This is a genomic window from Niallia sp. FSL R7-0271 (genome assembly GCF_038005785.1).
GTDB lineage: Bacteria > Bacillota > Bacilli > Bacillales > Cytobacillaceae > Niallia.
This window is the reverse complement of sequence record NZ_JBBOTZ010000001.1, coordinates 1,179,466-1,198,148: the sequence shown is the minus strand read 5'-3', so window position 1 is coordinate 1,198,148 and position 18,683 is coordinate 1,179,466. Positions and strand designations below refer to the sequence as shown.

Sequence of the window (18,683 nt, the reverse complement as noted above, 5' to 3'; positions counted from 1 at the left end):
TAGTAGAAAAAAGAAGCTTGTTGTTTAGGTTCTTTTTCTAAAATTAAGAGAAAGTTGGTAGGCAATTGATACAGTTTAAAAATGTTACGAAAATTTATCCGAATGGTACAAAGGGTTTGAATAACATTAACATTACGATTGAAAAAGGTGAATTCGTTGTAATTGTCGGGCTTTCTGGTGCCGGAAAATCAACCTTCCTCCGTTCTATCAATCGTTTGCATGAAATTTCAGAAGGCGAAATTTTGATAGACGGCAAATCCATCACTGCAGCAAAAGGCTCCGGCCTCCGAAAAATCCGCCGTGATATCGGCATGATCTTCCAAAGCTTCAATCTTGTAAAACGCTCTACCGTATTAAAAAATGTACTATCCGGACGTGTTGGCTATCATAACACATTCCGAACGATTCTCGGGGCTTTTCCAAAAGATGATGTCGAACTTTCTTTAAACGCCTTAAATAGGGTTAATATTTTAGAAAAAGCTTATTCTCGTGCGGACGAGCTTTCAGGCGGACAGCAGCAGCGTGTCTCGATTGCACGCGCCCTCGCACAAGAGGCGCAAGTAATATTAGCGGATGAACCGGTCGCATCCCTTGACCCATTAACAACAAAACAAGTAATGGACGACTTAAAGCGAATTAATGAAGAAGATGGCATTACAACAGTAGTTAACCTTCACTTCATTGATCTTGCCCGCGAGTATGCGACTAGAATTATCGGTTTAAGGGCAGGTGAAGTAGTCTTTGATGGACCTGTTGAAGCTGCCACAGATGAAGTGTTTGCAGAAATTTACGGCAGACCAATCAAAAAAGACGAGCTGTTAGGTGAACCAGTATGAGCATAAACGAACCGAACATTAATGAACCAAAAGCAGGGCTAAGAAATGCCCCAAAACCGCCTGCCAAAACAAAGATGATTTTCACGATCATTTTAGTAGTGGCTTTACTGTGGTGGAGCTCCTTTAAAACAGAATCTTCGATTGCTGACTTAACAATCGGTTTTCCTAACATGTTTGATTTGCTTGTACAAATGTGGCCGCCAAACTGGCATTATTTCGAGAACATATTAGAGCCGATGCTTGAAACAATCCGTATGGCTGTTATCGGCACCACTTTTGGAGCAATCATTGCTGTCCCGCTTGCATTGCTGTGTGCGAGCAATATTATCCGTAACTCATGGATAGTCTATCCATTCCGGTTTATCCTTAACTTAATCCGGACAATACCTGATCTGCTTCTTGCCAGTATATTTGTTGCTATTTTCGGTCTTGGTGCCCTTCCAGGTATTATCGCACTGTCTATATTTTCTATTGGTTTAGTTGCAAAGCTGCTGTATGAAGCTATCGAGTCTATTGACCCAGGTCCGCTTGAAGCGATGACAGCAGTAGGAGCAAATAAGGTGCAATGGGTGTTTTTTGGTGTTATTCCTCAAGTAACTGCTCATTTCACTTCCTATGTTTTATATACATTTGAAGTAAATGTCCGGGCTGCTGCCATCCTTGGACTAGTCGGCGCTGGTGGAATCGGGGAATATTACGATAAAACGCTTGGATTCCTTGAATACGATAAGACTGCTTCCATCATTATCATGACGTTAGTTGTTGTGTTAGTGATTGATTATATTAGCACGAAATTACGGGAGAAATTATTATGAGCCAACTATCCACTAAAGTTAATAAGCCAAAGAAAAAATACCTTTTTAGGACAGTCATTTTTATCTTGCTCGCATTAGTGTATATTTGGGCTTTTGCCGGCATGCCTGTAAATGATATTAAAGAAACAGCAGGACAAATCTCAAAAGCAATTTTTTCCGGAATCTTTCATCCTGATTGGGATTATGTATATTTGCCTGAAGGCGAGGATTTATTGCGCGGCCTTCTGGATACATTAGCTATTGCCATTCTTGGTACCTTTATTTCTGGAATTCTTTGTGTTCCCTTCGCCTTCTGGGCAGCAAACAATATGAGCAAAGGCAAAGCAATTACATCCTCAGGAAAATTCGTGCTGAGCTTTATCCGTACCTTCCCTGAAATTGTTATGGCTATTCTGTTCATCAAGGCAGTAGGCCCTGGCTCTTTTGCTGGTGTTCTTGCATTAGGATTGCACTCCATCGGAATGCTCGGAAAACTGTTCTCAGAAGAAATCGAAAGTCTAGATATGGGTCCGACTGAAGCATTAACAGCGACAGGTGCAAACCGCATGCAAGTATTGTGGTTCGCTGTGCTTCCACAAGTATTGCCTGGATTTTTATCCTATACTTTATATCGATTTGAAATTAACATTCGTGCTGCTGCCATCCTTGGTGTCATTGGGGCAGGCGGTATCGGTACACCTTTGATTTTCGCGTTAAATTCAAGGGATTGGGACAGAGTTGGAATCATCTTGTTAGGAATTATCGTAATGGTTACCATTATCGACGCCATTTCCAGTTTTTTGCGCAAAAGAATTATTTAATTGGAAAAACCAGCAGTACATGAAGGTGTCTGCTGGTTTTTTACATCTAACAGATGTTAAATTTTTTGTATATTGTTACAATATACTTATTATCCAATAAAGGAGTGCAATAGGATGAAAAAACAAAAACTGCTTATCACTCGCCAAATAGAGGATAACTTAGTGAAACAAATTCAAGAAGCAATACCTGATTGGGATATTATTATGACAAACGAGCCGGAGCAATGGAAGCTACATGTGCAAGATACAACGATCATACTTGGCTGGAGAAAATTCTTTGAAGACAGTAGCATGAATGCTCTTGATGAGCTGAAATGGGTTCAAACATGGAGTGCTGGTGTTAACTCCCTTCCGTTAAAAGATTTAGAAGGAAAAGACATCACGATAACAAGCGCGAATGGCGTTCATAGCTTTCCTATTTCCGAGACTGTTTTCGCACTGATGCTGTCATTAACCCGCAATATACATACTTATATTAAAAACCAAGTAAAGAAAAAGTGGGACGGAGCAGATATTAAGCTAGAAATGCATGGCAAAACAGTTGGTGTAATCGGAGTCGGAGCAATCGGAAAAGAAACAGCTAAATTAGCAAAAGCTTTTGGTATGAAAGTTATGGGTATCCGCCATTCAGGTAAACCAGAGAACTATGTTGATGAGATGTACACAACAGATATGCTTAATGAAGTTCTGCCTGAATGTGACTACGTTGTTATCACGCTTCCCCTAACAGAGGATACTTACCATCTGTTTACAAAAGAGCAGTTTCAACTTATGAAAAACAGTGCCTTCCTTATCAATATTGGAAGAGGAGAAATCATTAAAGAGGCTGACTTGGCAGCCGCTCTTTCTGCAGGAGAAATTTTAGGAGCCGGCCTGGATGTATTTGAGAAAGAACCATTAGAAGAGTCGAGCCCTTTATGGGAAATGGATAATGTCATCATTACTCCACACACTTCCGGTTCCACAGAGCATTATGATAAACGAGTAGTCGAAGATATATTCATCCCGAACTTAAAAAGATTCCTTGCTGAAAAGAAATTAGAAATCAATGTTGTAGATTACAAGAAAGGCTATTAAGTATACGAAAAGGAGCTTTCATTTTGGAAAGCTCCTTCTCTTATTTTATCCGAAGTTTTTTCGGTATTCCTTTTGTTTATGGTAGCGCATGAAGTGCAGCACTATTTTTTGAATAAGGAAACCAAAACCTAATAGTATGACAAGCAGCAATGTAATTGTCGCTCCTGGTGGAGTTCCTAATTGATAGGATGAGAAAAGACCAGTGAAAATACTGAACAAGGCGATAAGGATTGCCACGATGAACACCATTTTAAAACCCTTTGCGAGCTTGATTGCAAACGCAGCTGGCAATACAAGCAATGCGGACACTAACAGCACACCGATTGTTGGAATAATCACCGAAATCGCAATTCCTGTTAAAATACTGAATGATATCGATAATAGATTTGTATTCACACCACTAGCTGTTGCTGTATCTTGATCGAACGTCATTAAATACATAGACCGTTTAAAAATGATGAAAAATAGCAATATAATAACAGTTACTGCAGCCAACACAAGAACTTGCTGCTCGCTGATTGTGATGATGCTTCCGAACAAGTACTGATCCATGCTCGTCGACATTCCCCCGCTTGAAATACTCATTAAAAAGAGGGCAAAGGATAAACCTGCAGCCATCAAAATAGCAACAGAAACCTCTGAATAAGAGTGATATGCCCGTCTCATATATTCAATTCCTAAAGCACCTGCCACAACAACAAGAATGCTTGAGAAAGTCAGATTAGTGTGAAAGAAATAGCCGATTGCCACACCCGCCAACGAGATATGGGACAAAGTGTCTGCCATCAGGGCCTGTCTTCTTAACACAAGAAACACACCAATAATCGGTGCAATGATAGCAATTAATCCGCCTGCCCAAAATGCTCTTTGCATGAATTCAAGGTCAAACATCTCCATCCTCCCTTCTCTCCTTTCTCAATATGAATTATTTTATCTAAGTAGCTTTCTACTTCGTCCTGCTCATGTGTTACCATCACGACAGTTCGGTTATGGGATACAACTTGATGCCTCATAAACTCATAAAAACCTTTGCGGCTTTCAGCATCCATGCCTGTCGTCGGTTCATCTAATACGAGCAAATCCGGCTCTGATGCCAGTACTCTAGCAATAATGATTTTCTGTTTTTGACCGCCAGATAAATCTCCTACCTTTTTATTACGGTGCTCCCACATGCCGACCATTTCCAATGCAACTTGGACTGCCTTATGGTCATTTTCCTGAAGCCGCTTATACCATTTCTTTTTTTGGTATCTGCCAGAGCGAACAAGTTCTAAGACCGTGCTCGGAAAGCCGACATTAAAAGATGATATTTGCTGCGGAACATAGCCGACCGTCAATTTTTTCCCTTGACTGTTCTGTTTGCTTAAAACAACATTTCCACTCCAAGGCTTCAACAAGCCAAGTATTAGCTTTAACAGCGTCGATTTGCTCGCACCATTCGGGCCGGTGATTCCGACAAACTCTCCGCTTTCTAAGTCGAAAGAAACATCTTCTAATGAGGGCAGATGTTCATAACCAAATGTTATATTTCTAATAGAAGCAAGTGCCATCTCAATCTCCCCTTTCGTTTTTTATTATCTATTTAACTATCCTCTTTTTCACATAGAAAGCGTATGTGATGACATGCTTCACATACGCCTTAATGATTATAGCATATCTTTACTCAAAAAGAGATTTTTTCAGCTGCTCTAAGTTATCTTCCATAACTGTAATATAATTCTCACCAGCTTTTTGCTGCTCATCACTCAAACCTTCTAATGCATTCAATACTTCTGTGTCAGCCCCAAGCTCTTTTGCAAGAGTATCAGCCACTTTGCTAGAAGTGAGCTCTTCAAAATAAATCACTTTTATCTTATGGTCTTGGGCATAAGTTTTAAGCTCTGCTAATTTGGCAGCACTTGGTTCCTCACTAGGAGAAATCCCTGAAATCGGCACTTGAACAAGTCCATATTCTTTTGCCAAGTATGAAAATGCTGTATGCTGTGTAATAAATTCATTTGACGTTTTATCTGCTAACTCTGTTTTGTATTTCTCATCAAGTGCTTTCAGCTGTTCGATATACTCGCTGCTTTTTGTTTCATAGTACTCTTTATTATCTGGATCTGCCTTGACGATTGCATCCGTAATTGTTTGGACTTCTTGCTGCGCTAAAACTGGACTTAGCCAAACATGGGGATCAGCTTCATGGCTATGCTCATGTTCATGTTCTTCTTCTTCATGTCCTTCTTCTTCATGTTCATGCTCTTCTTCTTCACCATCCATCAATTCAATGCCTTTACTTGCTTCAACAACAGATACTTTGTCATTATTGATGCTTGCTTCAATATCAGCAACCCACGTTTCCATATCATCACTGTTATAAACAAATAAATCTGCATTTTGGATGTTACCGATATCCTTTGGAGTTGGCTCCCAATCATGTGGTTCAATAGTCGATGGAATCAGCAGCTCAACATCTGCTTTATCACCGGCTACATTCTTCGTAAACTCATACATTGGATAAAAAGTAGTGATAATTTTCAGCTTGTCGCTGTCTTTCTCTTCACTCGTTTCTCCATTGCCATTGCTGCATCCTGCCGCGATAACAAGGACAATTAGCGACATAATCAGTATTTTATATGTATTTAACATTATATCTGCTCCTTTTCTTTCATTATGATCTGTGATTATTTCGGATTGATTACGATTTATAAGTGATTATAAAACATGTAAACTATAAATATAAAAGATTATTTCAAATCAGAACGATTACGATTATTGATTTTAAACTATATGGATGAATAAATCAATAGTTTTTTATAAACTAATTAACTCTTTTCTGTCTGTTATGATCATTCTTGCCATTTTTAAAATTTTTAAACAATATTTGAATATTGCTTAAAAATAAGGGTATATACTTAATGAAGAATAAAAAGCATTACCCAATGATTCTAACCACCGAGTAATGCTTTCTATTAATAGTTCAAATTAGATACGTACTACTCTTCCGTTGAAAACAGATTTCCAGTAGCTGTTAGACATAGAAACAATTTCAACACCGTTAGAGCTTTGAGATCCGATGAACTTGCCACCGCCGATATAGATACCTACATGGCCGTCCTTTTTGTAAGTATCAAAGAATACTAAATCTCCAGGTTGAATATCGCTGTAAGAAACTTGTGTTCCGTAGTTTTTCAATGCATCAGTGCTTGCAGGGATGCTGTATCCGCCTTGAGAGTAAGCCCAGCTTACGAATGCAGAACAGTCAAACAATCCATTTGCAATATCAGAAGCAGTTCTTCCGCCACCGAATTTATATGTTGAGTTTCCAATATATTTATAGCCTGCAGTAATTACAGCAGATTTTCCACCTGTTGCTTTTTGTTCACTTGAACTGCTTTTCTTTGCTGTAGATGTGCTTTTCTTAGCAGAAGAGCTTGAGCTTGAGTTAGAGCTCGAATCAGAACTTGAGCTTGAAGTTGCTTGAGTTGTTGTACTGATTAAATTGTCTAAATCCTCTTGTTTTTTCTCTTTAATCATTTTCTTGATTTCTTCTTCTTTAGCTGCAAGAGAATTATCTTCCTTTTCAAGCTCTGCTTTAGCCGCTTCATTTTCTTTTTGCTTCTCTTCTAATTCAGCTTTCGCTTTTTCATTTTCCTCTTGTTTAGCAAGGTTTTGCTTTTGCATTTCTTCCAAATCTAATTGCATATCTTTTAAGCCTGATAGCTTTTCTTCAACGCTTGATTGCTTTTTCTCTAAATCTTGTTTATCTGCTTCATTGCTTTGGATAAGATCTTTGTCCGCTTCCATGATTGTTGCAACAGCACCAACGCGGTCAACAAACTCTTTGAAGCTAGCAGATCCTAGCAAAACATCGATATAATCAACGCTTCCGCCATTCTCTTGATATGTGCGAGCACGCTCTTTTAAAATTTCATTGCGTTGTTCAATTCTGTTTTGAAGGTCTTTAATTTCTTTTTCTAATGAAGCAATTTCTTCTTTCGTGCTTTTAATATCTTTTTCTGTCTTTTCAATTTGCTCTTTATTATCTTCAACGGCACTGTCTACACGTTTGATTTGTGCATTTAAGTCAGCAAGCTTCTCTTGCGCTTCAATAATTTTATACTCAGCATCAGAAATTTTATCCTGTAATGCAGTACGCTCACTTGCAATAGATGCAGATGTTTCTGCTTTTGCGCTGATTGCCGGAATACCTAAGCTTCCAAGTCCAAGCATAATTGTTGTGTTTAAAACTACTAATTTCTTTTTTAACATTTCATTTTCCCCCTGCACTGGTCTAATGTACGTTCTATTATTATCTGTCTAGTAATTTATGTAGTTAGTAAAGTTTATGGGGTTACCCCATCATTATATTAGGAAAGGCCCATTTTTGTAAGCCGTTCGATTAGTTTTCGACGAAACTTCTATTCTTTGTACAACTTTCGCCAACAATTAGTAGTATAGCATCACATTTTGTCATTTAAGTAATAGGAATGTTACAGTTATATTTCAATTTTATATTAATCTAGTAATTTTCTTGAAATACAGTACCTAAAATAGCATGGATTGAAATCTATCCTAGTAAAAGCTTAAAATAATAGTACGCTTTTTTGTGGACAGTCTGCAACCTATATTAGGTTATGTCACATAAACGTAACACTTTGCACATTTTAATAACTAGTAAGGCAGGGACTATAATGAAAAAAACAGTAATAATAGGCGCTGGAATTCTAGGAGCGTCTGTTGGCTATGAATTAGCTAAGCAAGGTGCGCAAGTAACTATTGTGGACAGAGAGGATTCTGGACAGGCAACAAAAGCTGCAGCGGGAATTATTTGTCCATGGATATCACAGCGACGCAACAAGCGTTGGTACAGGCTTGCGATGGAGGGAGCCAGATATTATCCCGCTTTAGTGGAAGAGCTGCAGGCGAGCGGGGAATGTAACACAGGCTATAAAAAAGTCGGGGCTATCAGCCCGCACAATAATATAGACAAACTAGAAGCGATGGTAAAAAGAACTTTAAAACGCAAAGAAGATGCACCAGAAATAGGAGATGTTACGATTCTATCAGAACAAGAATCAAAGAGGCTCTTCCCTCCTTTAGCGGACGGCTACCAGTCTGTTTATGTGAGCGGTGCTGCCAGAGTTGATGGCTGGGCATTAAGAAACTCTCTGCTATCTGCTGCTCAAAAACTAGATGCGATATTTCTTCAAACAGATTGCAGCTTGCTAATGGAAAACGGCACTGTTATCGGCATTAAAACAGCACATGAAACAATTCTGGCAGATGAAGTTATTATTACTGCCGGCGTATGGGCGAATGAGCTTCTTCAGCCATTAAAGCTGGCAATTGACTTAAGCTTTCAAAAGGGTCAGATTATTCACTTGCAAATGCCTGAAGTAAACAGCGACGATTGGCCTGTTGTAATGCCTCCACATGATCAGTATATCCTTTCCTTAAATGGGAACCGCATTGTAATTGGAGCAACCCATGAAAATGATGAAGCCCTTGATTACAGGCTGACAATGGGCGGCATGAAAGAGATAATGGAAAAAGCGCTATTGTTTGCTCCAGGACTGTTAAACAGTACATTTTTGGAAGCAAAAGTAGGTTTTAGGCCATTCACCGCAGATTTTTTGCCTATTTTCGGAAGAATTCCTGGGCAGGACAGTGTTATTTTCGCAAACGGTCTAGGTGCATCAGGACTAACAATGGGACCTTATCTCGGCCAGCAGCTTGCTAAGCTTGCTTTAGATAAAGAGCTGGATATCCCCGCAGCAGATTACGCGTTGGATGAATTTATCAGTGAAAAATAAAATGCTGACCCAAATAATTGGGTCAGCATTTTTGTTATTTATACACTGGTATTTCCAATTTCAGCGTATAAGAGTTTAACAGACTGTATAGATTATGAATTTGGGTTACTTGTTTTGACGCCCAGCCGATATCTGTTGCATACTGATGTGTTGCATTCCCAGTGCTTTCTGCAGCGCCCGGATTCCATCTCATTTTGTAAAGCGTATCCTGTCCTGCATTAATATATCCTTGTGCGATAAACTTAGCTCCACCAATGATTGCTGCTTCAGGTGTAAACCAGCCTGCATTGTATGCATATTGAGCACCACTTGAAATTGCACTGCCATCATATGCGCCAATTCCATACATATTATAAACAGTTTTGCCGTTCACTTGGACACCTTTCGCTAATGTAGATGAACCATTGCCAGTTTCCAGCAAGGCGTGAGAAATTAAGTAAATTTCGTTCACACCATAAGCATTCGCTGCCGTGATAAACGAGGAAGCTTTTCCAGCCAAAACCCCTTTCCCCGCAAGAATGCGTTCATTCACTTCTGCGTCATTAATGTCAGCTTTAGCCGACAGTTTAAGAAACTGCATGGACTGCACAGTGGTGTTAAGGAAATTATTTGGATCCAAATAATACGTAGTATCTTCTTTGCTTGCATTTACCCATGATTGTGTGCTGTTTACTTTATACCAATAATAACCGTCCGAACCCTTCACTTTTGAAGTGACTGTCAGCACTTGACCGTTTTGAACAGAATTGACGACCTGGTATTCTGTACCTGCACCGCCTCTTAATCTCCATCCGCTTCCTAAAACAGTTCCTTTTGTCGAATCAGAGGATTTAAAGGCAATAGCATCTTCTCTTATATAGACATTGTAAACCTTATCGGTTTGCGGGTTTGCCTTCATTTGGATATCAGCCATTTCATTCAATGTCATATCATAGTTTACGTATGTCTTAACTGTATCCCCAATGCTCACACCTGGAGTTTCCGCTTGTTTAGTCGTTAAATAGGAACTGCTGACATAGCCTTCTTGACCATTAGCAGTCACCTTTGCCCAGCCATCTGCTTCTGAGTAGACAATGACCGCTGTACCTGCTGCTAATTTTGCAACAACCGCTCCAGAAGTAGATGGCTTGCTGCGCATATTTAGACTTGATCCTTGGTCGACATTTACATACTTTGTTGTTCCTTGCTCACCGTTGCCAGTGCCTGTATCAGGTTTAGACTCAGAGCCAGTGCTGTCATCCAATTTGCTTGCAGATAAATAACTGCTGCTAACATAGCCAGTCTTGCCGCCTGCTGTCACCTTTGCCCAGCCGTTTGCTTCAGAAATAACCGTAACAGCTGTCCCTCTTGCAAGCTTGGACACTACACTTCCGCTTGTGCTGGCACTTGAACGCATATTCAGCGTTGAATTTTTATCCACATTCACATACTTTGTTACAGCTGTTTCTTTGTCTGTGTCTGTATTGCCGGAGTTGCCATTGTTGCTGCTTTGACTGTTTGGGTTTGATGAGGACAAATAGCTTGTACTCACATAGCCTGTTTTCCCGCCTGCTGCAATTTTTGCCCAGCCCTTTGCTTCAGAAGTTACTGTCACCTTTGTCCCTCTTGCAAGCTTGGACACTACACTTGCACTTGTGCTGGCGCTTGAACGCATATTTAACGTTGAATTTTTATCCACATTCACATACTTTGTTACAGCTGTTTCTTTGCCTGTATCTGTATTGCCGGAGTTGCCATTGTTGCTGCTTTGACTGTTTGGGTTTGATGAGGACAAATAGCTTGTACTCACATAGCCTGTTTTCCCGCCTGCTGTAATTTTTGCCCAGCCCTTTGCTTCAGAAGTTACTGTCACCTTTGTCCCTCTTGCAAGCTTGGACACTACACTTGCACTTGTGCTGGCGCTTGAACGCATATTTAACGTTGAATTTTTATCCACATTCACATACTTTGTTACAGCTGTTTCTTTGCCTGTATCTGTATTGCCAGAGTTGCCATTGTTGCTGCTTTGACTGTCTGGGTTTGATGAGGACAAATAGCTTGTACTCACATAGCCTGTTTTGCCGCCTGCTGTAATTTTCGCCCAGCCGTTTGCTTCAGAAGTTACTGTCACCTTTGTCCCTCTTGCAAGCTTGGACACTACACTTGCGCTTGTGCTGGCGCTAGAACGCATATTTAATGAGGAACCCTTTGTAACATTTACATATTTCGTTGTAGTTTTCACAACATTGGTTGAACCACTGTCAGCAGTAGATGTTGAAGGTTTTGTTTTTGATAGATATTGTGTGGAAACATATCCTTCTTTTCCATAAACGTTTATTTTTGTCCAGCCATTAGAATCTCCGTAAGATGTTACCGCCACTCCCCTGGCAAGCTTCACGATTACAGACCCGCTGTTTGAAGCCTTGTTTCTCATGTTTAAGCTTGAACCTTGGTCAACATTGACATACATCGTAGTTGTTTTTGCTTCAGCAGCTGTGTTTGGTTTGGAAGAAGAGCTTTCCGAAGAATTATCCTTTACTGCTGTTACCTTGTCAGCTAAATACTTAGAAGCTACGTATCCTTCCTTTCCGTTCACTTTTATTTTTGACCAGCCATTAGATGTTGAGGAAACTTCCACACTAGTGTTCACTTTTATTTTTGTAACAACAGACGAAGAAGTATTCGGTGCGCTTCGCACATTCAGAGTAGAATTTTGATCAATAGACACATATTTTATGTAGTTACTAGTTTTTTCTGAAAGATAGGCAGTGCTTACATAGCCAGTCTTCCCATCAACAGATATTTTTGCCCATCCATTGCTTTCAGACAGAACAGTTACTTCTTTTCCTTTTTTTAACGTTGTTACTACAGCCGCGCTAGATGACGCGCTTTTTCTCACATTAAGGGAAGAGTTGCTTTCTACATTGACATACTTTACAACAGCCTCATTTGACGCTGCTTGTGCTTCTTGAATAAGGACAGGTGCTGATAATGCCGTAAAAAACACACCTGGCACAATTACTTTTTTCATCCTAAAACCTCCTTATTACTAGAATCACATCCAACAATATGATTCTATTGACCTACAAAACTTCATTATGTAATTTGTTCTCATATATTTACTGTATATTACCTATATTATTCTTTATGCGATTATACGTATATAATACTATAGTCACGTTTTATCACAATGAAGAAATGCTTTTTATACTATGTATTATCGGATGGTTTTTTCAGTTATTAAGATATTTTTCCGTGTTTTCCCACTGCCAGCAGACAAAAAATCCCTAAAAATCAAGCTGACCCCTCAAAAAGACATAAAAAAACAGGGTAGAAATACTTACCCTGTTACATGCCTGTTTAAACAACATTATTAAAATTACTGCCCATCACTTCGTTCATATTATGTACAGTAATGAAGGCTCTCTTATCAATTTTATAGATAAATTTTTTTAATTTTATATAATCCTGTCTTTCTAATACAATCGTAATAACTTCTTTATCGTCATTAGAAAATGCCCCTTTGGCAGAGTGCAGTGTTGCGCTTTGATGAAGGTTTTCAATAATATACTGCTTAATGAATTCACATTTCTCGCTAATGATAACTACCTCTTTTGTCATTTGCAGCTGGTTGCGGAAGTAATCCACTACAATTCCTCTCAAGAAAACTCCAAAGCAGGCGTACAATCCTTTTTCCACACCGAAAACAAACAGTGCAGCCACAGAAATAAGACAATCTGCCATAAGTACGGCCTTGCCTATTTCAATCGAAAAATATTTATTGAGTATCATGGCAACTAAGTCCATCCCACCAGTAGATGCATTTTGCTTTAATACAAGCACTAACCCAAAGCCCGCGATTAAAGTACCGACAACAAGCTGGATGAAAAGATCATGACTTAACGGTGCACTTACAGGATCTAGTTCTCCTAATCCCCAAACAAAAAACGTTAGCAAAAAACTAGCATAGATTGTTTTAAGGCCAAATTGAAACCCTAAAAACGCAAACCCTAACAGGAAGAATATTATATTGAGCAAACCCATCAGCCCGCCAAGAGGCATATTAGGGAACACCGCTTGAAGGACAATGCTCAAACCTCCGAGTCCTCCAGAAGCAAACTGGTTTGGTGCCATAAAATAATGAATATTAACGGCCATAAGCAATACCCCTATATGGAGCCAAATATAGCTTGCTGTCTTCTCAAACGAAATTACCTTCACTTTTCCCAATCCACTGAAAGATCCCATGCGATCGGCTTCTCCATCCATTCTTTTGCTTCTTTAACATTATCTGCTTTTCCTAATACCCACATCAGCTTGGCGATAATAGCTTCTGTGTTCATATCCGCCGATAAGATAACATTATATTGCGCAACCTTTCTTCCTACCTCATATAAATACAAGTCTTGTCCTTCCTCTAGGCACTGGGTGGAGATGACGACAGCCACTCCTGACTCTACCATTTCCTGAAGCTTAGGAAGCAGGTTTCTTCCCTCAAAAGGCAGGCCCCCATTGCCGAAACTTTCAATAACAATGCCTTTATAGTTGTCTTTTAAATAGTCGAATATTTCCGGCTTCGTACCTGGATGAAGCTTCAACAGAAACACATCTGGACACAGGCTAGTATCCTTCTTAAAAGAACCTTCTGCTTTGCCAGGCTTCCAGTAATAATGAATATGATTGTCTTGAATGGATGCAACATACGGATGATTTATACTCTCAAAAGCATCATAGCTTTTCGTTCTCATCTTCACTGCACGCGTGCCAATGATAACCCTGCCATCAAAGACAACAAATACCCCGCCGATGTTTTCTGTTGCAAAACGGATACTGTCTGCCACATTTTTCTTTGCATCAGTCTGTTTAAAGCTGATCGGAACTTGAGATCCTGTAATAACAACTGGCTTGTCTAATCCTTGAAGCATGTATGATAATGCTGCAGAAGTATAGCCCATCGTATCTGTTCCATGTGTTATCACAAAACCATCATATAAGTTATAATTGTTGCTGATTGCCTCCGCAATCACTTTCCAATGCTCTGGCTGCATATTCGTACTGTCTCTGTTCATCAGTATTTCACATGTGACATCAACAGTCTGAGAATCTCCTTCAAAATGCTCTAATAACTGCTCCGCAGACATGCCAGGAACTAACCCTTCATTTCCTTCTACAGAAGCAATTGTACCACCTGTTGCAAGCAGCAATATTTTTTTCATGAGTGTTCCTCCTACTTCCTCCATCATTTCTTTATATGCGTTACGCGTATTTATTTATTTGTATTATAGTACCATTCCTATTAATAAAGCAATATATGTATTCAATTCGCGTATTTTTTCTTTTAAAACGAGGATTGACATGCTATACTCCAAATATAGAGTAAAAGGAGGAATTAAAGTTGCTGCAAATATTAAGTGAACTTAGGAAAAACAAAAACTGGTCTCAAGCTGAAACAGCTGAACTTTTAGGAATTGCTAAAAGCACTTATGCCGGCTATGAATCTGGCTACCGCGAGCCATCATTAAGAGCCCTCATTCAAATAGCAGACTTGTTTGATGTTTCTGTTGATGTAATTCTTTCCCGCAAGAATAAGACAACAAAAGTAGAAATTGGGTCTATTCCGAAAATGGACAACCTTGTGCTGACAGTAGATGGAAAGCCGCTTACAAAAGAAGAAATTGCAAATATCGTTGCATTTACAACAGTCAGAAGACAGCTGGATAAGGAAGAAATTGCTCAATAAAAAAACCTGATTTAATAAAATCAAGTTTTTTAAATCCCTAATTCAAATGTTTTACTTTTAATTCGATCGATTGTCTTTCCTTTGCGTCCTTCGTCTCATCAGGATACCCAGCTGCAATTACACCGATCACATCATAGTCTTCTGTCACACCTAAAATATTTCTACCGTTCTCAGAAGCGCCTACAGAACTCCAAAAAGTTCCGATTCCTTTCTCCCATGCCAGCAATAGAAAGTTTTGGATAAAACAAGACACCGCAGCTGTATTTTCTTCCCTTTCTAAAGCAGTCTTTCCTTTGTGAGATAAAACAGCAAATAAAATTGGCGCATCTCCGAAATTGATTTTATGATTAAACTTAGCCCTTGTTTCTTCCCCGATAAATACGATTTCCCACGGTTCTGTTAATTTATGGTTTGGAGCAAATGCTGATACTTGCAGCAGCTCTTTAATTGTTTCCAAATCAATAGCTTCTGTTTTAAACTTCTTAAAGGTTCTTCTTTCCTTAATAATTGTAGCCAAACTCATCTCTCATATCCCCTTTGCTTTTTAGTCTCTTTTATTATACATGAATGCAAGTTTTTTCTGTTATTTTAACTACTTTATCCTGTCGACAAATTTCCCAGGAAATCTGTTAAATAAGGTTTTGCTTGTTTCACTGCCTTTCTATCAGGGAATTAGGATGGTAATTAACTAGTAATAGAAGGGAGTAGCATTATGGATAAACAAGTAGTAGTAATCACAGGCTCTGGAATGGGGATTGGCAAAGCGATTGCAGAACGCCTTGGCAAAGATGGTTTCAAGGTTGTAGTCAGTGACATTAATGAAGAAAGTGCAAACAGAACCAGCATCGAACTGATAGAGAAAGGCATCGATTCGATTGCAATTCAAGCAAATGTCAGCAAAAAACAAGAGCTAGAAGCATTAGTAGAACAAACGGTGCAAGAATACGGACAGCTAGATGTGTTTGTAAACAATGCAGGTATAGATCAAGTTGATTCTATTCTTAATATTTCGGAAGAGGATTTACAAAGAATTTTTGAAGTCAACGTGTTCGGAACCTTGTACGGTATCCAAGCAGCCGCAGTGCAAATGAAAAAACAAGGAACTGGCGGAAAAATCATTAATGCCTGCAGCATCGCAGGGCACAGAGCTTATTCCTTACTAGGTGCTTATTCTGCCACTAAATTTGCAGTCAAAGCGTGGACACAAGCTGCTGCTGAGGAACTCGCTTCTGCCAAAATAACAGTTAACGCATATTGCCCAGGCATTGTCGGCACCAGCATGTGGGACAGAATTGACGAGGGCATGGTTGAGTATATGAATCTCGAAAAAGGGCAAGCCTTTGAACAATTCTCTAAATCTATAGCATTAGGCCGCACACAGGAACCAGAAGATGTAGCCAATTTTGTATCCTTTCTCGCTTCTAAAGATTCAGACTATATGACAGGACAATCAGTATTAATCGACGGCGGTATTCTTTACGGCTAATAAAAAGGGGGGCTCATGTTTATGAGCCCCCTTCTCTCTGTTACTTTTTAAACCGGAAAGGCACAGTAGTTACGATAACATTTCGTCTGTAAAGAAGATGGGCTTTAAGAAGCAAGCTGGATTGATTATGCAGGATATTATGCCAGCTTTTTTTCGTTATGAACTGTGGAATAATAACCGTGACACTATGGTTATTTTCTGCTCCTTTTTCTTCAATTACATCTATGAATCTCCTTAATGGTCTCACTAAACTGCGATATTGGGAATGGATTGTCACAAGGCGGATATCCGGTCTATATGCTTTCCATTTCTCCTCCATCCGTTTTTCGCTTTCTCTGTCAAAGGCAACATATACAGCGATAATCGTCTGTCCAATCGTTTCTGCATATGCTAAAGAATTATCGACAACCTTCGTTATCCCAGCAACAGGCAAAATAACAATATTACCTTCTGGCTTTTCTGCTTTATGATGTTCATCCATACGGAGCTGGCTGGCAACATCCTCATAATGCCCTTTAATCTTATGAAAGATAAAGACGATTATCGGTAGGAATATCAGCACAGACCATACTTGAGAAAACTTTGTCGTGAATAAAATAAGCAGCACAGTTAGTGTTATTAATGCCCCAGCCAAGTTTATGCTCATTTTCCACTTCCAGTTTTTCGGTTTTTCTGTGCACCATTTTTTAATCATTCCGCTTTGGGATAGTGTAAATGGAATAAATACACCTACTGCATACAGCGGAATAAGCATTTCTGTATTCCCTTTAAAAAGAATAATTAATAGAATAGATGCCGCTCCTAATGTAACAATTCCATTCGAATAGCCCAATCTGTCACCACGAATTGTAAAAATTCTTGGCATATACTTATCAACAGCAAGGTTGACTGCAAGCAACGGAAACGCAGCAAAGCCAGTATTAGCAGCTAATATTAAAATAAGCGCTGTCGTTACTTGAATGAAATAATAAAATCCATTCCGGCCAAACACCTCTGAAGCGATTTGTGATACAACCGTTTCTTCTGCTTTTGGCGAAATCCCATACCAATAGGCAAGTAAGGTAATACCGGAAAAGAGCACTCCCAGTATAACTCCCATCAGCGTTAATGTTCGGACTGCATTTTTTGCTGAAGGCTCTTTAAAGTTCGGTACAGCATTGGAAATAGCCTCGACCCCTGTTAACGCTGAGCATCCAGATGAGAATGCCTTCAATAATAGAAAAATACTCAATCCAGGAACAGCTGTACCAATTGGTGTATGCACCGCGTTGCCAACATCACCTGTGACCATTTTCCATAAACCTGTAAGAATCAGCACCACTAACGCGATAACAAACAGATACACTGGATAAGCCAGAATAGATGCTGATTCTGTGACTCCTCTTAAGTTCAAAATAGTAATTAATATAACAAACAAGCTGGCTATAAGCACATTATGTTCATGTAAGCTAGGAAATGCTGATGTAATTGCATCTGTACCTGCTGATACACTTACAGCAACAGTCAGGATATAATCAACGAGCAAGGAGCCTCCTGCAATCAAGCCGGCATTTTCCCCTAGATTTGTTTTTGAAACAATATAAGCACCGCCTCCGCGAGGATATGCATAGATGATTTGACGATATGATAATATCAGTGCTACAAGCAGCACAAGTACCCCAATGGCAATCGGTATAGAATACCAGTATGCGAGAATACCAATACCTGCTAATACGAGCAGTATTTGTTCTGTTCCGTATGCAACCGATGAAAGTGCATCAGAAGAAAGAATCGCCAATGCTTTAAGCTTATTTAATTTTTGCTCCCCCAATGCACTTGTTTTTAGTGGCTTCCCAATTAAAATTCGTTTCAAAATTGAACCGCTCATGTTACCCTCCAGCTTTCTCGTAAAATGTCTTTCCAAGTAGGCGATATCCCAATTTTTGCACACAAAAAAACCACGAGGATACCCCGTGGTCGATCGTGTCAAATCGAACATCAGATTATTCCTCTCTCTAAACGCTTGCGGAGTTAGCTGTCGGGTTGGGACATCTGAGAGTTGCCCCTCCTGCAATAGGATTCACCCCAAGCGCCATTATCACGGCACATAAAAATTGGGTCCCCCGCTCCAAAAATGGATTAAGCGATTTACGAAATATTATTTACTTGAAGA

At 39.4% G+C, this 18,683-nt stretch carries 16 protein-coding genes and 1 riboswitch; of the genes, 7 read left to right on the top strand and 9 right to left on the bottom strand.

Annotated features, from left to right (window positions below; all coding sequences use genetic code 11):
- The first annotated feature begins 65 nt into the window (after window positions 1-65).
- The 4 genes from phnC to MKX82_RS06030 all read left to right on the top strand — a co-directional run bounded on the left by phnC (window position 66) and on the right by MKX82_RS06030 (window position 3,528).
- Window positions 66-836 carry a phosphonate ABC transporter ATP-binding protein gene (gene phnC, locus MKX82_RS06045; protein WP_233314687.1) on the top strand — a complete coding sequence of 257 codons (771 nt, stop codon included), beginning with the start codon at window positions 66-68 and terminating at the stop codon, window positions 834-836.
- Window positions 833-1,651 (top strand): phosphonate ABC transporter, permease protein PhnE, encoded by an 819-nt coding sequence (gene phnE, locus MKX82_RS06040; RefSeq protein ID WP_237941124.1) that lies wholly within the window; start codon window positions 833-835, stop codon window positions 1,649-1,651. Before phnC ends, phnE (MKX82_RS06040) begins: the two co-directional genes overlap by 4 nt.
- The gene (gene phnE / locus MKX82_RS06035) at window positions 1,648-2,451 is read left to right on the top strand and encodes a phosphonate ABC transporter, permease protein PhnE (RefSeq protein ID WP_237941123.1); all 804 of its coding nucleotides are present in this window, start codon (window positions 1,648-1,650) and stop codon (window positions 2,449-2,451) included. Before phnE (MKX82_RS06040) ends, phnE (MKX82_RS06035) begins: the two co-directional genes overlap by 4 nt.
- Before the next feature lie 114 nt (window positions 2,452-2,565).
- Complete coding sequence (locus MKX82_RS06030; RefSeq protein WP_341075733.1) at window positions 2,566-3,528, top strand: D-2-hydroxyacid dehydrogenase; 963 nt, start codon at window positions 2,566-2,568, stop codon at window positions 3,526-3,528.
- A gap of 45 nt (window positions 3,529-3,573) precedes the next feature.
- On the opposite strand, the gene MKX82_RS06025 is transcribed toward MKX82_RS06030, so the two are convergent.
- From MKX82_RS06025 to MKX82_RS06010, 4 genes are all read right to left on the bottom strand, one after another.
- The gene (locus MKX82_RS06025; RefSeq protein WP_233314691.1) at window positions 3,574-4,425 is read right to left on the bottom strand and encodes a metal ABC transporter permease; all 852 of its coding nucleotides are present in this window, start codon (window positions 4,423-4,425) and stop codon (window positions 3,574-3,576) included.
- Window positions 4,371-5,078 carry a metal ABC transporter ATP-binding protein gene (locus MKX82_RS06020; RefSeq protein ID WP_233314692.1) on the bottom strand — a complete coding sequence of 236 codons (708 nt, stop codon included), beginning with the start codon at window positions 5,076-5,078 and terminating at the stop codon, window positions 4,371-4,373. The genes MKX82_RS06025 and MKX82_RS06020 overlap by 55 nt, the downstream gene beginning before the upstream one ends.
- Window positions 5,079-5,187: 109 nt before the next feature.
- Window positions 5,188-6,159 carry a metal ABC transporter substrate-binding protein gene (locus MKX82_RS06015; RefSeq protein WP_237941121.1) on the bottom strand — a complete coding sequence of 324 codons (972 nt, stop codon included), beginning with the start codon at window positions 6,157-6,159 and terminating at the stop codon, window positions 5,188-5,190.
- Between the two features lie 336 nt (window positions 6,160-6,495).
- A complete protein-coding gene (locus tag MKX82_RS06010) occupies window positions 6,496-7,782 on the bottom strand; it encodes a coiled-coil domain-containing protein (protein ID WP_341075725.1) in 1,287 nt (428 codons plus the stop codon).
- Between the two features lie 422 nt (window positions 7,783-8,204).
- On the opposite strand from MKX82_RS06010, the gene MKX82_RS06005 reads away from it, so the two are divergent.
- Window positions 8,205-9,326, top strand: coding sequence for an NAD(P)/FAD-dependent oxidoreductase (locus MKX82_RS06005; protein WP_341075721.1), 1,122 nt, complete (start codon window positions 8,205-8,207; stop codon window positions 9,324-9,326).
- A gap of 34 nt (window positions 9,327-9,360) precedes the next feature.
- On the opposite strand, the gene MKX82_RS06000 is transcribed toward MKX82_RS06005, so the two are convergent.
- The 3 genes from MKX82_RS06000 to MKX82_RS05990 form a co-directional block, all read right to left on the bottom strand.
- A complete protein-coding gene (locus tag MKX82_RS06000) occupies window positions 9,361-12,336 on the bottom strand; it encodes an SH3 domain-containing protein (RefSeq protein WP_341075719.1) in 2,976 nt (991 codons plus the stop codon).
- A gap of 329 nt (window positions 12,337-12,665) precedes the next feature.
- The gene (locus MKX82_RS05995; protein ID WP_341075716.1) at window positions 12,666-13,574 is read right to left on the bottom strand and encodes a YitT family protein; all 909 of its coding nucleotides are present in this window, start codon (window positions 13,572-13,574) and stop codon (window positions 12,666-12,668) included.
- Window positions 13,523-14,521 (bottom strand): asparaginase, encoded by a 999-nt coding sequence (locus MKX82_RS05990; RefSeq protein ID WP_233317737.1) that lies wholly within the window; start codon window positions 14,519-14,521, stop codon window positions 13,523-13,525. The genes MKX82_RS05995 and MKX82_RS05990 overlap by 52 nt, the downstream gene beginning before the upstream one ends.
- A 179-nt stretch (window positions 14,522-14,700) precedes the next feature.
- Here MKX82_RS05990 and MKX82_RS05985 point away from each other — a divergent pair, with 179 nt between their 5' ends.
- Window positions 14,701-15,045: a helix-turn-helix domain-containing protein gene (locus tag MKX82_RS05985; protein WP_233317739.1), complete on the top strand. Its 345-nt coding sequence runs from the start codon at window positions 14,701-14,703 to the stop codon at window positions 15,043-15,045.
- A 37-nt stretch (window positions 15,046-15,082) separates the two neighbouring features.
- Here the strand turns inward: MKX82_RS05985 and MKX82_RS05980 are convergent, their stop codons facing one another.
- Window positions 15,083-15,568 carry a nitroreductase family protein gene (locus MKX82_RS05980; protein ID WP_233317741.1) on the bottom strand — a complete coding sequence of 162 codons (486 nt, stop codon included), beginning with the start codon at window positions 15,566-15,568 and terminating at the stop codon, window positions 15,083-15,085.
- A 189-nt stretch (window positions 15,569-15,757) separates the two neighbouring features.
- Here MKX82_RS05980 and MKX82_RS05975 point away from each other — a divergent pair, with 189 nt between their 5' ends.
- Window positions 15,758-16,531, top strand: coding sequence for an acetoin reductase (locus MKX82_RS05975; RefSeq protein ID WP_341075709.1), 774 nt, complete (start codon window positions 15,758-15,760; stop codon window positions 16,529-16,531).
- A 40-nt stretch (window positions 16,532-16,571) separates the two neighbouring features.
- Here MKX82_RS05975 and MKX82_RS05970 read toward each other — a convergent pair whose 3' ends face one another.
- The gene (locus tag MKX82_RS05970; RefSeq protein WP_233317746.1) at window positions 16,572-18,398 is read right to left on the bottom strand and encodes an APC family permease; all 1,827 of its coding nucleotides are present in this window, start codon (window positions 18,396-18,398) and stop codon (window positions 16,572-16,574) included.
- Between the two features lie 116 nt (window positions 18,399-18,514).
- Window positions 18,515-18,666: riboswitch (cyclic di-AMP (ydaO/yuaA leader) on the bottom strand.
- Window positions 18,667-18,683: the final 17 nt, after the last annotated feature.

Excerpts from the sequence above, each read along its gene's own strand:
- MKX82_RS06030 (WP_341075733.1), top strand. The coding sequence starts at position 2,566 with ATGAAAAAACAAAAACTGCTTATCACTCGCCAAATAGAGGATAACTTA.
- MKX82_RS06010 (WP_341075725.1), bottom strand. The coding sequence starts at position 7,782 with ATGTTAAAAAAGAAATTAGTAGTTTTAAACACAACAATTATGCTTGGA.
- MKX82_RS06020 (WP_233314692.1), bottom strand. The coding sequence starts at position 5,078 with ATGGCACTTGCTTCTATTAGAAATATAACATTTGGTTATGAACATCTG.
- MKX82_RS05970 (WP_233317746.1), bottom strand. The coding sequence starts at position 18,398 with ATGAGCGGTTCAATTTTGAAACGAATTTTAATTGGGAAGCCACTAAAA.
- phnE (WP_237941124.1), top strand. The coding sequence starts at position 833 with ATGAGCATAAACGAACCGAACATTAATGAACCAAAAGCAGGGCTAAGA.
- phnE (WP_237941123.1), top strand. The coding sequence starts at position 1,648 with ATGAGCCAACTATCCACTAAAGTTAATAAGCCAAAGAAAAAATACCTT.
- MKX82_RS05995 (WP_341075716.1), bottom strand. The coding sequence starts at position 13,574 with ATGGATGGAGAAGCCGATCGCATGGGATCTTTCAGTGGATTGGGAAAA.
- MKX82_RS06000 (WP_341075719.1), bottom strand. The coding sequence starts at position 12,336 with ATGAAAAAAGTAATTGTGCCAGGTGTGTTTTTTACGGCATTATCAGCA.
- MKX82_RS05980 (WP_233317741.1), bottom strand. The coding sequence starts at position 15,568 with ATGAGTTTGGCTACAATTATTAAGGAAAGAAGAACCTTTAAGAAGTTT.
- MKX82_RS06005 (WP_341075721.1), top strand. The coding sequence starts at position 8,205 with ATGAAAAAAACAGTAATAATAGGCGCTGGAATTCTAGGAGCGTCTGTT.
- MKX82_RS06015 (WP_237941121.1), bottom strand. The coding sequence starts at position 6,159 with ATGTTAAATACATATAAAATACTGATTATGTCGCTAATTGTCCTTGTT.
- MKX82_RS05975 (WP_341075709.1), top strand. The coding sequence starts at position 15,758 with ATGGATAAACAAGTAGTAGTAATCACAGGCTCTGGAATGGGGATTGGC.
- MKX82_RS05990 (WP_233317737.1), bottom strand. The coding sequence starts at position 14,521 with ATGAAAAAAATATTGCTGCTTGCAACAGGTGGTACAATTGCTTCTGTA.
- MKX82_RS06025 (WP_233314691.1), bottom strand. The coding sequence starts at position 4,425 with ATGGAGATGTTTGACCTTGAATTCATGCAAAGAGCATTTTGGGCAGGC.